The 14284-nt window shown below is 50.2% G+C and carries 12 protein-coding genes; 8 read left to right on the top strand and 4 right to left on the bottom strand.

Going from position 1 to position 14284, the window contains the following annotated elements; all coding sequences use genetic code 11:
* The first annotated feature begins 215 nt into the window (after positions 1 to 215).
* The gene (locus IEX02_RS05575) at positions 216 to 1763 is read left to right on the top strand and encodes a methyl-accepting chemotaxis protein (RefSeq protein ID WP_188691368.1); all 1548 of its coding nucleotides are present in this window, start codon (positions 216 to 218) and stop codon (positions 1761 to 1763) included.
* Between the two features lie 23 nt (positions 1764 to 1786).
* Here IEX02_RS05575 and IEX02_RS05570 read toward each other — a convergent pair whose 3' ends face one another.
* Together IEX02_RS05570 and IEX02_RS05565 are read right to left on the bottom strand one after the other, a co-directional pair.
* Positions 1787 to 2323, bottom strand: coding sequence for a DUF1285 domain-containing protein (locus tag IEX02_RS05570; protein ID WP_188691365.1), 537 nt, complete (start codon positions 2321 to 2323; stop codon positions 1787 to 1789).
* A 6-nt stretch (positions 2324 to 2329) separates the two neighbouring features.
* Complete coding sequence (locus tag IEX02_RS05565; RefSeq protein ID WP_188691362.1) at positions 2330 to 3175, bottom strand: DUF3014 domain-containing protein; 846 nt, start codon at positions 3173 to 3175, stop codon at positions 2330 to 2332.
* 310 nt (positions 3176 to 3485) lie between these two features.
* Here IEX02_RS05565 and IEX02_RS05560 point away from each other — a divergent pair, with 310 nt between their 5' ends.
* From IEX02_RS05560 to IEX02_RS05550, 3 genes are all read left to right on the top strand, one after another.
* Positions 3486 to 4700: a sterol desaturase family protein gene (locus IEX02_RS05560; protein ID WP_188691360.1), complete on the top strand. Its 1215-nt coding sequence runs from the start codon at positions 3486 to 3488 to the stop codon at positions 4698 to 4700.
* A 128-nt stretch (positions 4701 to 4828) separates the two neighbouring features.
* Positions 4829 to 5926 (top strand): glutamate 5-kinase, encoded by a 1098-nt coding sequence (proB, locus tag IEX02_RS05555; RefSeq protein ID WP_188691358.1) that lies wholly within the window; start codon positions 4829 to 4831, stop codon positions 5924 to 5926.
* 67 nt (positions 5927 to 5993) lie between these two features.
* On the top strand, positions 5994 to 7244 hold the full coding sequence (locus IEX02_RS05550; protein WP_188691356.1) for a glutamate-5-semialdehyde dehydrogenase: 1251 nt from the start codon (positions 5994 to 5996) through the stop codon (positions 7242 to 7244).
* Positions 7245 to 7272: 28 nt separating this feature from the next.
* Here the strand turns inward: IEX02_RS05550 and IEX02_RS05545 are convergent, their stop codons facing one another.
* A complete protein-coding gene (locus tag IEX02_RS05545) occupies positions 7273 to 7554 on the bottom strand; it encodes a hypothetical protein (protein WP_188691354.1) in 282 nt (93 codons plus the stop codon).
* Positions 7555 to 7681: 127 nt separating this feature from the next.
* Between IEX02_RS05545 and IEX02_RS05540 the strand changes: the two genes are divergently transcribed.
* The 4 genes from IEX02_RS05540 to IEX02_RS05525 all read left to right on the top strand — a co-directional run bounded on the left by IEX02_RS05540 (position 7682) and on the right by IEX02_RS05525 (position 10292).
* Entirely contained in the window at positions 7682 to 8185 is a 504-nt protein-coding gene (locus IEX02_RS05540; RefSeq protein WP_188691352.1) for an RNA polymerase sigma factor, read from the top strand.
* Positions 8178 to 8753, top strand: coding sequence for a hypothetical protein (locus IEX02_RS05535; protein WP_188691350.1), 576 nt, complete (start codon positions 8178 to 8180; stop codon positions 8751 to 8753). The genes IEX02_RS05540 and IEX02_RS05535 overlap by 8 nt, the downstream gene beginning before the upstream one ends.
* Before the next feature lie 45 nt (positions 8754 to 8798).
* On the top strand, positions 8799 to 9602 hold the full coding sequence (locus IEX02_RS05530; RefSeq protein ID WP_188691349.1) for an MOSC domain-containing protein: 804 nt from the start codon (positions 8799 to 8801) through the stop codon (positions 9600 to 9602).
* Between the two features lie 240 nt (positions 9603 to 9842).
* Positions 9843 to 10292: a hypothetical protein gene (locus IEX02_RS05525; RefSeq protein ID WP_188691346.1), complete on the top strand. Its 450-nt coding sequence runs from the start codon at positions 9843 to 9845 to the stop codon at positions 10290 to 10292.
* 64 nt (positions 10293 to 10356) lie between these two features.
* On the opposite strand, the gene IEX02_RS05520 is transcribed toward IEX02_RS05525, so the two are convergent.
* Positions 10357 to 14262: a chitinase N-terminal domain-containing protein gene (locus IEX02_RS05520; RefSeq protein WP_188691344.1), complete on the bottom strand. Its 3906-nt coding sequence runs from the start codon at positions 14260 to 14262 to the stop codon at positions 10357 to 10359.
* Positions 14263 to 14284: the final 22 nt, after the last annotated feature.

The raw sequence follows: 14284 nt of genomic DNA, 5'->3' as shown, positions 1-14284 counted from the left end.
GTGTTAACGCTGTTAGGCTAGGGTTTCCAATTCGGTATACATGGATATACAAAAATACGGCCAAGTGGCAAAAATAACTGCTTAACGACATATTGCGTATGTTATTTCTGCATTTTCATACTAAATGACTGGTCTATAAAAAATTTTTGATAATATGGGCAGTTCTGAACGTTATTGTTCATACTTTTATTTATTGTTGGCGAAAGGATATTTAGATGCGTCGTGAACAAACACTCATAAATGAAGAGGTCTTGTACCAGGCTGATGAGGAGTTGGTGTCGACGACCGACTTACGTGGCGTTATCACTTATGCAAACAGAGCCTTTTGCCATGTTGCTGGTTATGAGTTGGATGAGCTGGTAGGTAAAAACCATAACCTGGTCAGGCATCCTGATATGCCAAAGGAAGCTTTTGCCGATTTGTGGGCAAGCCTGAAAAAGGGGCAAGCCTGGCGTGGTATGGTGAAGAATCGCTGTAAAGATGGGCGTTACTACTGGGTCGATGCCTATGTTACCCCCATTTTTGAAGGTGCCGAGAAGGTTGGTTATCAGTCCGTCAGAGTGAAGCCAGAGCGGGAGCTTGTTGCCAGAGCCGAACAGGCTTATGCACAGATCCGGGCAGGAAAGTTCCGGGCCTGGGAAATGGGTAGCGGGCAGAAAACATTGCTGAGCGCCGTTTTTACCATTATTGCTACCGCCTTATGTTTTTGGACCGGCGGTTGGGTTGCCGGGGTAACCGTGCCTGCCTTGCTGGCTATTTTGGCTTGGTTGTATCGTGGCGAGCTTATCAGTGTGCCGAAAACCGCCCTTCAGTTAAAGTCCCAGTACGACAGTGTGTGTCGTTTTATCTACAGTGGCAAAGGTACCCAGAGTTATGTGGATTTTCATTTGGGATTGATGAGAGCGCGTTTGCGCACCGTATTAGGTCGCATGCAAGACTCAGCGAGGGGGTTGTCAGGGGTTGCCAGTGAAACCGCCAGTGCGGCGCATACCACCGCCAGTGGATTAGAGCAGCAGAAGTTTGAAGTGCAGCAAATCGCGGCGGCTATTACACAGATGGCGGCCACCAGTCAGGAGATTGCCCGTAACACGGTGGACACTTCCGAAAAAGTACGAGAAGCCAGCCAGCAATGTGGTGATGCGCGGGAAAGTGTGCAGCACAGTCAGGATAAAGTAAGCGGTCTGGCGTCGGTGGTTGAGCAAGCGGCAGCATCGGCGAACCAGTTGGTTGTCGAGGCCGATAAGGTGGCGAATGTTATGGGCGAAATTGAAGCTATCGCTGAACAAACCAACCTGTTGGCCCTGAATGCTGCTATTGAGGCAGCCAGAGCGGGCGAAAGTGGCCGGGGTTTTTCTGTAGTGGCAGATGAAGTCCGGGCCTTGTCTACCCGCACACAGGCGTCTACAGCCAATATCCATAACAGTCTGAAAACCATGCGCCATACGCTGCAACAATGGGTCGTCAGCATGGAGAAAAGCCGCGAGCAAGCCATGGAGTGTGTGGACGATGCAAGTTACTCGGCCAAAGCAATCGAAGAAATTTACCAAATGATGTCAGTGATAGCGGACTACTCTACTCAGATTGCTACAGCGTCAGAGCAACAGGGCAAGGTCTGTGAAGAGATTAGTCGCAACATTGGCAAGATTACTGAGGTGGCGGATGATAATGCACAGGTTGCCTTGTCCATGGAGCGAAGCTCTTCCACCTTGCGCGGCAACATTGATGGTATTGCGGCTATGGTGCGAACCTTTAGCCACAAATAACTCTGTGATAGGGGCTGTCTGGCTTACAGCGGCCCCAAACTGAATTGGTAGGTGCCACTGCTTAATAGCAAGTGGCTACTTCCATTTACCTTCCCCGGCTTTCCCTGCTCTGCCAGTTGATAGAACACATTTTGATGTAGTCTGGCATACAGATTTCTGCGTACTAACATGTATGGCAGCAGATCACCGGTTACCTTATCTTTCATCAAGTGCACTGGGTGTTGCTCACCCACCAGATATTGTTCATCCATATTGGTGGAAAACAACAGGTATTCCCCCTGTTGTTGCCAGTTGGTTACCAAAAAAGGGACGTCAGCCACCTGAATGCCTAGCTTTTCCACCGGAGTGACCAAGTAGTAACGATCGTTTTCCCGCTTTAATACCTTGGCAAAAAGCATGATCAGCGATTTTCTGCTAATGGGTGAATTTTGGTGGTGCCAGCTACCGTCATGACGAATCTCCAGTTCGAGTTCGCCACAGTAGTCTGGATTCCAGTCTTCCACCGGCGGCAGCCTAGGATTATGCTGCGCCAGTGTTGACTGCAAATGCTCTAGGTTCATCTGTTGTCAGTTGGCCAGAGCGTCGCGAATCTCTCTGAGTTTTGCTTTAATCAGCCGCATATTCTCAGGTCCGGTTCTCAGCAACTGCTTTTGTGGCGCAGACAAGGACTCCAAACGCTCATCGGTGTATTTGTACATGACGCTGTCAGTGCTTACCTCTACAGGAATGGGTACCTCAGGAGTATCCAGCAGGTGATTGATGGCCTCATCCAGTACATCATTAAAGTCGCTGCGACCATCGCCTACTTCGGCAAAAATTTCCGCGATTGTGGGCTTATAGACCTCGTACAATGCAATCAGCTGCTGCGTATCCATGCTTTCCAGCGCTTCTACATAAGGGGTGTAGCGCTTGTAACTGGCGGTGTCGATCCATTCCTTGCCTGCCTGACGATATACGCGAAACTCTTGCTGCGGTGGTTGCAGAACTCTATGACTGGCTGCCAGTTCGTTATCTGACAGATTGGCACTGAACACCACAAAACGTCTGAGTAAGTCGTCATCGACAATAAACCTGGCCAGGGTTTCGTAGCTGCCGGTTTCAAGCAGCGCGGTTTTAACAGCACCGTCACTTATATCCAAAGGCTCTGGAGGCAACGGCTCGGGCACCGGTTCCTGCTCTGGCTGTTCCACCGGTAGCTCTGGTTCCATGACTTCTGGTTCGGGCAGAGGCTCGGGTATTTGCTCAGGCTCCTCCTGAACGTTAAGCGGTTCCGGCAAGGGCTGAGGTTGTTCAACCGGCGTCTGTTCTTCTGACTGCCAAAAAAATACAGCCAGCAGAATGATCAACAAGACACCGCCGATCAAAGCATGGGGAAGTAGGGAATTCTTCTTTGTTGATTCGGTTTCAGTCATACAAGGTCCACCTTCTTTGCTGGATTGCTTAGTATAAGGTACTCAATTGATAACGGGATTGCATCCTCATACTCCTCAGGAAATATGGATTTCAACCCATATCTATATCGACTGAAGAAACCCGTATTGGTTTCATTTTTAACGGCCTGGGCTGTGTCTTAGCTTGGCTGGCGATTATTGTTAATGAAATTTACACAAACTTGAGTGGTGAGTTTAGCTGCTGGACAGGATGAGTAAGCAGGAATAGACTGGTCGGATAAGTTGAATTTAACCAATGGTTAACATTTGATGGGGCCGCCGGAGGATATCAATGAGCTATGTATTGTGGGCTATTCCGTTTTTTTTCCTGCTGATCGGCCTGGAGTTGGTAGCTGAACGGCTTCGTCATACACAATATTATCGAGTTAACGATGCCATCAACAGTCTCAGTGCCGGTGTGCTTAGCAGAGTAACTGGTGTCGTACATAAGCTCATTCCCTTTACGGTTTATGCGCTGGTATATGAGCATATCGCTTGGCTGACCTTGCCTGACAGTCTTTGGGTCTGGTTACTGGCCTTTGTACTTTACGATTTTTTTTACTATTGGAATCACAGGCTGGGCCACGAAGTTAACGTTCTCTGGGCCGCCCACGTGGTGCATCACTCTAGTGAAGAATATAACCTCACCACTGCCCTTCGACAGAGCAGTACCGGTCTGGTCAGTTGGATTTTTTATTTACCGATGGCGGTATTGGGTATTACGCCGGAGATGATGATTACCGTCGGTTCCCTCAACCTCATCTACCAGTTCTGGGTGCACACCAGGCATGTACCAAAGCTGGGATGGCTGGAGTGGATTTTTGTGACCCCATCTAATCACAGGGTCCATCATGCTCAAAATCAGCTGTACATCGATCGCAACTATGGTGGCGTGTTCATTGTGTGGGATAGATTGTTTGGTTCCTTTCAGGAAGAACTTGATGATGAGCCGCCGCTATTCGGGATCCGAAAGGCCCTACGTAGTTGGAATCCCTTGTGGGCCAATGTGCACCTATACAGTCAACTGCTCCATGATTGTTGGCACGCTTCCCGCTGGCAGGACAAGTTTATGATTTGGTTTAAACGCACCGGCTGGCGCCCGGCAGATGTGGAAGCAAAGTACCCCATGGCCAAGGCGGATCTGAGTCGTTTTGAAAAGTACGATCCGCCAATCTCCACCTCGACAAAGTGGTACAGCCTGATTCAACACGGTTTGACCATTCTTATTGCACTGATGCTTATGCTGTTTAGTGATGAGCTAGTTGTCTGGCAACAATGGGGATTGATGCTTTTTGTTCTCTTTTCCACATTCAGTGTGGGGGCCTTGATGGAGCAAAAGTGGGTGGCACGCTGGCTGGAATTGAGCAAAAACCTCTCAGTGTTGGTTGCTGTTTTCGTCTTCGCTATACCCAACTGGCTAGGTATTTTGTTGGTTGCTGGCTCTCTTGTCAGCCTGGTTATCCTGGCGAGTGTAAAACTTGAAGCTGCACAGCCTGCACTAGAATAAGTCGGGTTTGATTTTGTTGCAGCGTAAAGTCGCGGCTTTACGCTGCCCTATTAGCTTATAACCAAGCGAACTTGTTTATCCTAATTACATCAGTATCCTAGTATATGGATTTCAATGTTGGAGGATAAATGACTGAATTTAACTGGCAGCGGGCTGTCATCAAAGTTGGTAGCGCACTGATATCGCCGGACGGTCATCAGTGCAGTGCCAAGTACTTGTTGGCCATCGCCAGATTTATTACCGAAAGCCGTGAACAGGGTAAACAAGTGTTAATTGTTTCGTCGGGCAGTGTTGCTGCCGGACGCAGTGCCATTTCACATAATGCCCACCCATCCATCGCCGAGAAGCAGGCCATGGCCGCCGTGGGGCAAACCCAGATGATGGCAAACTGGTCTCGTTTCTTTGATTTTCCCTGTGCCCAGGTGTTGCTGACGTACGATGATTTTCACGACAGAGCCCGGTATCTCAATATTAAGAACACCCTACGTGAACTGTTGAACAATAATGTCTTGCCTATCGTTAATGAAAACGACACTGTGGCGGTAGATGTATTGAAGGTGGGTGATAATGACAACCTGGCGGCCTACACCGCTATGGTGGCAGAGGCCGATACCTTGATCATCTGTTCAGATATAGATGGGCTTTATGATGCTGATCCGAGATTAAATCCGTCTGCCGAATTGATTCCCTCGGTTGAACAGATTGATGGCAGCATTTATGCGTTGGCTGGCGGCCCGGGGACAAAAGTCGGCACTGGCGGCATGCGTACTAAGATCGAAGCTGCCGATAAATGCTCAGAGAGTGGCATTCAGACCCTGATCGTAAATGGTGGTAAGGGCGAGGTCTTCGATGCACTGCTCGATGGTCGTATCCCCGGTACGCGTTTTGTACCCACTAAGACCCCCGATTCTGCCAAAGCGCAGTGGCTTAAACATACCCTGATTGCGACTGGTCGTATTGATGTTGATCAGGGGGCCAGAGAGGCACTGATGGACACAGGGGCTTCACTCTTACCTATTGGTATTGCCAATGTTGAAGGCGATTTTATGCCCGGCGAGGCGGTGGAAATTTGTCATCAGGGCGTACCTTTTGCTAAGGGCGTCAGTCTGTATAGCGCGGCAGAACTGAATGTGATTAAAGGCATGCACAGCGATGACTTTGAGAGTGTTATGGGATACTCCTCCGGTGATGCTGTAGTACATCGCGACGATTTGGCACTGCTTTAAATCTCACAATTGCAATAGAATCGATACCGTCCAGCCTGTTGGCTGGGCCGGTTAAACAGGAGATATCATGAGTTTTTCCATTCGCGACATGGCCCAAAAGGCCCGCGTCGCTTCGCGTCAATTGGCCAAGCTATCTGCCCAACAGAAAAACGCCGTATTGTGCAGTATTGCGGGTAACCTGGTGAGCATGTCTGAGCAAATTCTGGCTGCCAACCAAAAAGATTTGGCGCAAGGTAAAGAGGCCGGCTTGTCTGATGCCATGTTAGACAGACTGGCGTTGAATGAAACATCGCTGGCGGCTATCGCCGATGCGGTGCGCCAGGTGGCTTCACAGGATGATCCCGTGGGCAGTATTCGCGATATTCGGCGCCAACCCAGTGGCATAGATGTCGGGAAAATGCGCATTCCTCTTGGGGTGATTGCCATGATCTATGAATCGCGACCGAATGTGACCATAGACGCTGCAGTACTTTGCTTTAAAGCCGGTAATGCCGTTATATTGCGCGGCGGTAAGGAAGCCCTGTACTCCAATTTGGCGCTGGCCGAATGTATACATCAGGCATTGAGTATGCACGATGTGGATCCGAATGCGGTGGTGGTGATTCCCGATCCTGATCGCGCCATTATGAACGAGTTACTCACTCTGAATCAGTTTATCGATCTGGTTATTCCCCGTGGTGGCGAAGGTCTGATCCGTTTTGTTTCTGAAAACAGCCGCATCCCCGTAATACAGCACTTCAAAGGGGTTTGTCACTTATATGTGGACAAAGCTGCCGATGAAGTTAAGGCGTTAGGTTTGCTGACCAATGGGAAAACCCAGCGCACTGGCGTGTGTAATGCTCTGGAGACTTTGCTGGTGCATAAAGATGTTGCGCCAAGCTTCTTGCCGATGGCGGCGGCCATGTTTGCCGAGCGTAAGGTACGTGTGCATGCCTGCGAAAAGAGCATCGGGTATTTCCATGACGCAGAACCAGCCACTGAGGCTGACTGGGACACGGAATATCTGGCCTTGGAAATCGCAGTTAGGGTCGTTGATGATTATACGCAGGCCATTGCGCATCTGGAGCAGCACAGTTCGGGCCATACCGAGGTGATCGCGACGCAGGATTATTCTACTGCTCAGCGGTTTATTCGTGATGTTAATTCTGCGGTGGTCATGGCCAATGCTTCATCGCGCTTTTCCGATGGTGGTGAGTTGGGATTGGGCGCTGAGATTGGTATCTCAACCAGCAAGCTGCATGCTTATGGCCCTATGGGGGTTGAGTCACTGACCACAGAAAAGTTTGTGGTATTGGGTGACGGACACATTCGCCAGTAATAATGGGAGGGCTAAGCCCTCCTATTATCTATCTTTTAAGCTTATTTAGCTCTTGATTCAGCTCATAGGCAGGTTCAGTGACAATGCGCTCCAGTATCTGAATTCGTTCCTGTAACTGCTGGATTTTTTCATCTTTTTCCTTATCTTCCCCACTTTGCAGCGTTTTTCTTTCTTGTGTCTGAAAAGGCGAAGATGCCTCGCCGCCCAGCCAGGCCATTAGGTTCCAGCCATGTCGATGATCCAGCCAGTAACCGAGCAGGGTCATTGCCAGTAGTCCAACAAACAGCAAGATAAACATAGTTGTTGTCATGATTCAGGTTCCTTTGGGTTATGCAAAGATGTCAATTTATTAGTCATGATGTGGCGATTTTTATAACAAAGTATTTCGACACTTTTTAATTCAGTGTTATTGCGTGATACTGACGCCTTTACCCTCAATGCCATCAGGACAAACTCTGGAATTTGAAACGCTGATTAAAGACCACGGGCCAATGCTCAGCCGTGTGGCTGCCAGTTATGAAGCCAATACCGAGTTACGCAAGGAGTTGCTTCAGGAAATCTATCTGGCCGTGTGGCAGGCCATGGCAAGCTTTCGTGGTCAGAGCAGCGAGAAAACCTACGTGCTCAGAATCGCTCACAATCGCAGTGTGAGTCACGTCGCCACCCAGATGCGGCATAAAGGCCGGGAAGATGTCTGTATACAAAGCCTGGCTGATGACCGTACTGCCCCGGAGGATAAGTTGATGCGTCATAATCAGCAGCAGGCGTTGCTGTTTGCCGTGCGTAAATTGCCTTTGCAAAGCCGCCAGGTTGTAACTTTGTTTATGGAAGGCTTGAGTTACCAGGAGATTGCAGAGGTTTGCGGTATCAGTACCGCCAATGCGGGAATGATCTTAAATAGAGCTCGTCAGACTCTGAGTAAGGAATTGAACCATGAGTGATAATCGCGATCCTTTACAGCAGAACTGGCAAAGCCAGCAGGTTGATTTACCCGACCTGGCCGATTTGAAAGCAAAATGGCGAAAAGACCGTTTCAAGCAATGGATTTATGTGGTGCTTGACTGGTTGTCTGTTGTTTTTGTTGGCGTGGTATTTTTTTACTTCTTGCCCGAGAAGGAATTGATGCGGCTGTGGGTCGTTATCATTTTTGTGCTTACCTTGGGAGCGGCGGCATGGAATACCTGGTTGCGACGTCTGTCGTTATTTCGCTGCCGAGAGAATTTACATGAACACCTGCTAACACTGCGACAACAAAGCCTGAACAATATCCGTCTGGCCCGATTTACTCAGTGGGGAATGGTGCTGGTCATCTTGAGTGTCGCCTTGTTGTTGCTGGTGACCTGGTACCAGGAACAACCTGCCTGGGAGACGTTTCAGGTAAGGCTGTTGCGTATTTCTTTATGGGTCGGCGGTGCCTGTGCGCTTGGTTGGTGGTGGACAATACGCCAACTGAAAAAAGCGCGCCAGCAGCTCGAATGGTTGGACAATATTGAACAGAGCGCACTGTGAGCACAGTTTGCACTGGTGAGAGATAATTCAGGGAATAGCTTACATATGGCCAGGTTAGCCGATATTTATATTTATCCGATTAAATCCACTCAGGGTATCGCACTTTCTCATTCCTGGGTTGAGCGCCCTGGTCTGAGCTTCGACCGTCGTTTTATGCTGGCGGACAGCAAAGGGCGGATGTTAACGGGGCGTGCCCTGCCAAGGCTAATTCAAGTGTCTGCTGTGCTGCGCCGCGATGGCCTGATGGTGTGTCATGCCGACATGCCTGCCTTGTTTGTCCGTTATTCGGACTGTGCAATGACACCGGTGGCGACACAGGTATGGAAGGATCAGTTTGAAGCCTTTGCCACTACTGAAGCGGCCAATCGTTGGTTCAGCCTTTTGCTGGGGCGTGAATGCCAGCTACTTTACTGCGGCGAACATACCCCCAGGTTCAGTGCCAAAGCGGACGTTGACGTGAGTTTTGCGGATGGGTTTCCGCTGTTGTTGATTTCCCAAGCTTCACTGCAAGAATTGAATCGTCGTTCACCTCTGGTGCATCAGATGGCCCAGTTTAGGCCCAACCTAGTGGTAGAGGACACGTTAGCTTTTGCTGAGGATAGCTGGCAACGCATCCGTATTGGTGAGGTGGAGTTTAAGCTGGACTCGCCTTGCAGTCGCTGCGTGTTTACCACCAGAGATCCCCGTACCGGAGAGTTTTTGGGTGATCAGGAGCCGCTCAAGACCCTTGGCACCTTTCGCAAGGACAGGTCGGGTAAGATCAACTTTGGTATGAATCTTATTCCTGTTAATGAAGGTCGGCTGGAAGTGGGTATGCCGGTCGAGGTGTTGCAAGCCGATAAAAAATAAACCGGACTATTTTGCATCAGCCAATCGCCACACTGAGTGTGGCGCCTCTCCCGCGATTGAATCACTCGTCAAGATTGGTTTCCACCTTATTATCTCATCACAGGCAGTGAGCTATTTGCTGACTGGGCCGTGCTCGGCTAAGACTTAGATTCCTGCTCATTATGCATACCGCTATTTTGTTCCAGCCTTGCAAAGGACGAATGGGCACCCTCAATCTGTCAAACAACAAGGCAATTCATTATGAAAACTCTCAACGTCATTGCTGGCATAGGCCTTCTGGTCTTGTCTGCCCAGGCTTCAGCTCAGGTTGAAGTGTATAAAGACTACGATATCAGCGAGCAGGTCACCTTAGTGACAACGGTGAAAGTAGACGCCAATATGCTGGACTACTATCTGGAAGGTTTACGAGATACCTGGGTTGCGGCCAATCGGTTAGCCAAGTCCCTTGGCCACCTTGAAGATTTCCATATCTACAGCAGCGAGTTACCGCAAAGTGGTGATTTCAACTTGATGCTGGTGGTGACCTTTAAATCCGGGATGGATCTTGAGCCATCTAAGAAGCGTTACGAAGAGTTTATGAAAAAATGGGGGGAAGAACGCAATAAAAACAGCCGTAAAATTGCCAAAACCTACCCTGATGTTCGTCAAATCACCGGTGACTACCGGCTTCGGGAGATTATGCTGAAATAGTGGCTGCTAGCTAAACGCTGAGAAAACATCCCCGGCGAGCGCTGGGGATGTTTTTATGCTTTAGCTATTGGGGATTTAATCCCATGGCACGTAGTACTTTAAAGAAATTATCTTTTCTATCCGCCAGGCCATCCACTGGGCCACTGATGGGGCAGGTGGTGTCTGGGCAGCCGCGGTTAACGATGCCGGAGATATCATCGATAAAGGTGCTGCCTTGCAGGCCACCCGCGACATAGGCTTTCAGCTCCTGATGGTAGTTCCAGCCAGCATAAGGACCACCGCTATTGTCATAGCCCTGCACTTCATTCATCCAATAAAACAGGCCGGCAATCCATTTAATTTCTTTGTGCTCCTGAGTACTGCAGACCAGCTCAGGATTCTGGCAAAGATCCATATCACCGTATAACGGGTTGCTGGGAGCCGCTACGACCTGCATACCTTCCACCACCTGGCCCACCAATTCGGGATCCACATGGCTGCGACCCAGAAAATGGTTGAGCTTACCGAAGTTAAAGCGGCCCGTGGTTTGAATTACCCCGCGACCCCACCAGCCGCAACCCTCCACGGATTTGCCAGCGCTACCGTCCCAGATGAACTTGCCCGCTTTTTGCTCATCGTAGACTTTGCATTCATCGCGCAGCCACGCCTGCTTGCTCAGGTCGGCGGTTCCGGTTTGTCCGCTGCAATCTGATGAGTAGTTCCATTTACCTACGTGGCCGTTAACCAGTAGCCCCTGTTCCTCCAGCACCGCATCCGGTGCTACAAACAGTGGGGCTGGTGCACCGTACCATTTGGCATGAGTGACAGCGGTCATCTCCATCTTCATATTAACCGGACAGGAATAAGGATAATCATTGCCCGTAGCGGGATTGACGCCATAATCCGAGTAGTTTTGCTGTAGTTGCCCACAGGATGAAGACAAGGGGTAGTTCACCGGGTCGCCGGTGTTGATTGACCAGTTGTTTTCGTCACAGGCATTGTACTGGATGGTTTCCTTCATACTTTGCGCCAGAAAAGCGGCAATGGCGACCTTGGCATAAAGGATGTTGGTGGCCTCATTGGCTGTATCGTCGATAAGCCAGAATTTCACATCCCCTACCCCTTGATTGTGCATGGCATTTAGTGCCGAAAGAAAGTCGCCCCATTTGTAAACAGTTGAGGGGATCCAAGCGTTAGAGGGGGTCTGATATAGAAATACCTCGTTGTTGATCACCGACTCTATGCTCTGTAATTCGGTATTCAAGGCGGGAATGGCGGTTAACGGTGTGGAACTGGCTGGTCCGGCAATGTGATAAAGCGGTACACCGCCGTTATTTTGATAAGCAATGATCTTATCTTTTAGCCAGTTATTGTCGTTGTTGGTCCCTAGTGGCACGACTGCGGTGCTGGTGGGGCTGCCCCAGAGGATGGCGAATACGTTGGCAAAGGCGGCATGTCGCAGGCGACTGACGCCCCAGTCATGGTTGCTTTCCTGCCCCAGCAAGGTGCTAACGCTGCTGGCATTCTCATAGGTATTGGCATCCAGTGCGATGTTAAGCACGGCCGGACGGATGGCCGACAAATTAGTGCCGATGTTTTTGTCGCCCATAAAGTAGCTGCCCGCACTGGCAGAGTGATTAACCAGATCATAGTTGCCGATGTTTTCATTGTTGGTGGCCAGGTGACCTCCGGGTAACTGCCACAGCATGGCAGGCACGGCAAAGTAGTCGCTGATTTGACGAACATAGTTAAGGTAGTTTTCCCACTGGCGCGGACCAAAGCTATGATAAATTTTTCCGCTGGGCGAGAAGCCGTCATCATTGCCTTTATCAAAAGCCAGGAAGTCGGGTCGCAGGTTTGCGTTATCAAATAACCCCAGTTCGTGGATAAAAGCGGCCATCGGCTCTGCCGCGCCATTCCATACTGCTTGCATGCCAGAATACGCTGCACGCAGAGCTGCCGCATTGGCTGGCCCCTCCAGATTAACTATCCAGGCAAAAGGTACATCCGGGCTGAAGCGCTTGAGGATAAAGTGCTGGGATTGGATCCAACCTTTCAGATCGTCGCTGAGTAAGCTGGCGGCTTCCGTTTGCAGACTACTGAGGTTATACAAGCTGCCCAGGCTTTGTAGACTGCCGCTGCTGTCTTGCAACTGGTAGCCGCTGTCAAGGCTAATGGCTTCTTGAATCGCTTGTACAACCTGCACTGGCGTCCAATTGCCCTGACTGCCAAATAGGGTAGTAAAGTCGTTTCGTGCTTCAAACCACTGACCCAATAACTCACTGTTTAGTAACAAGGTGGCTGGATAAGGATGATTGGCATCTTTAGCCAACTGCATTTGTGCGGCTTGGCGAATGAGGTTGCGGTAATGGCCCACCAAATTCGCGTAAGTCAGAATGTCCTCTGAACCCAAATCGGCACCGATACTGGCATTGGCGGTTGTGGCAACTAACACCGGCCGCACCTCGTTACCGACTTGCCTGGCCTGAGAAATCGTCTGACGAGTGGCATCTGGTGTCAGTAACTGACCGCGTATACCGTCACCGGCATATTGGTAAATGGCATTCACCTTTGATGCAGCCAGTGCGGCATTATCGGCAGGATCATTATCGACTACTGTGCCCATGGCCAGAGTATTCGGCCAGCCTTTGACAAACAGATCAACCTGATCGGCGCGATATGGCAGGCATAGCCCGGCCGCAGTGCCTGGGCCACAGCTGGCTATTGGCGTGCCACCACCACTCACATTCACTGTGGCCGGCGCGCTGTTGGTACAGGCTTCCTGGCTGCCAGACAGATTGCAAAGTGCAACCACAAAGCTATAACTGCCTGCTTGGGTTACAGTGACAGTGTGCTGACCGGACTGTGCGCTGTTACCGTTGGCCGTAAGTGGCGCACTATGCACTTGTGTGCCGTTTTGCTGCAGTCGCCATTGATTGCCGTTTTTACCCCAGGGCATATTCCAGCTCACGGTGATATCCAAGCTGCCATTAACTAAATCAGCCTCTGTAGGCATCCAGGCAATGGCTGGGGCGGCGGGGGCTTCAGGGACTGATGCGTCGGCGACGGTCACATTGACATGGTCGCTATGGCTAAATTCACCATCGTTTACTGTATAGGCCAATATGTAGCCGCCAACAGCATCAAACGTTGCTTGGGTGTTAGCAGTATTAGGGTTGCTGAACGTGACATTGCCGGGGCCGGATATCATGCTCCAGGTCTCAATAATCGGACCGCTTTTACCATCATCCTGATAGCTACCAGTTAATGACAAGGCCGTGTTCAACGTGGCATTGGTGTCAGCCCCGGCATTGGCCACGGGAGGTTGATTCAAGGCAATATCAGATACCACCACTTGCACATCATCAAAAGCACTGAATTCGCCGTCGCTTGCGGTCAATCTCAATACATAAGTACCCATTGCACTGAAGGTGGCGGTCGTGTTTTGGGCGGTTGCATCAGCAAAGCTAACTGTGCCTGGACCAGATTGGCTGACCCAGCTGATAGTCAGGGGTGAAGATAGGCCATCATCCTGCACGTTACCACTTAAGTTGGCGGCATTGCCGAGTTGGATATTTTGGTCGTTACCTGCATTGACGACCGGAGGTTGATTGGTTGCACTGCCGGATACGCTGATGTTGGTGGTATTACTTTGGCTGCAGGATTCAGGCGTTACTGAGGTATCACAAAGTTTTATCTGGTAGGTGAAATTGCCGCCAGAGGACTTATTTATCTGTAATTGCCCACTTTGTGCATTCTGGCCGTTGGGCGTTAATGCCCCGGTATGGATAACGGCCCCATTTTCCAGCAGATACCAGGTATCCCCGTTGTTACCCCACCACATATCCCATTGAATAGTGTACTGGGCTGGGGCTGCGTAGTTCGTTTCCAGCCAGGCGATATTTGGCGTACCCGGTGCCGCAAGCAGACTGGAGGCGGTAAGCACGCCCACTGTGTTCAGCAGGTATGCCGGAAGAAATCCTCGTCTCATCGTTCCTTGTCCTATGTTTGTT

The sequence above is a fragment of the Bowmanella pacifica genome, from assembly GCF_014645355.1.
Lineage (GTDB): Bacteria > Pseudomonadota > Gammaproteobacteria > Enterobacterales > Alteromonadaceae > Bowmanella > Bowmanella pacifica.
This window is presented reverse-complemented; position numbering and strand designations above follow the sequence as displayed.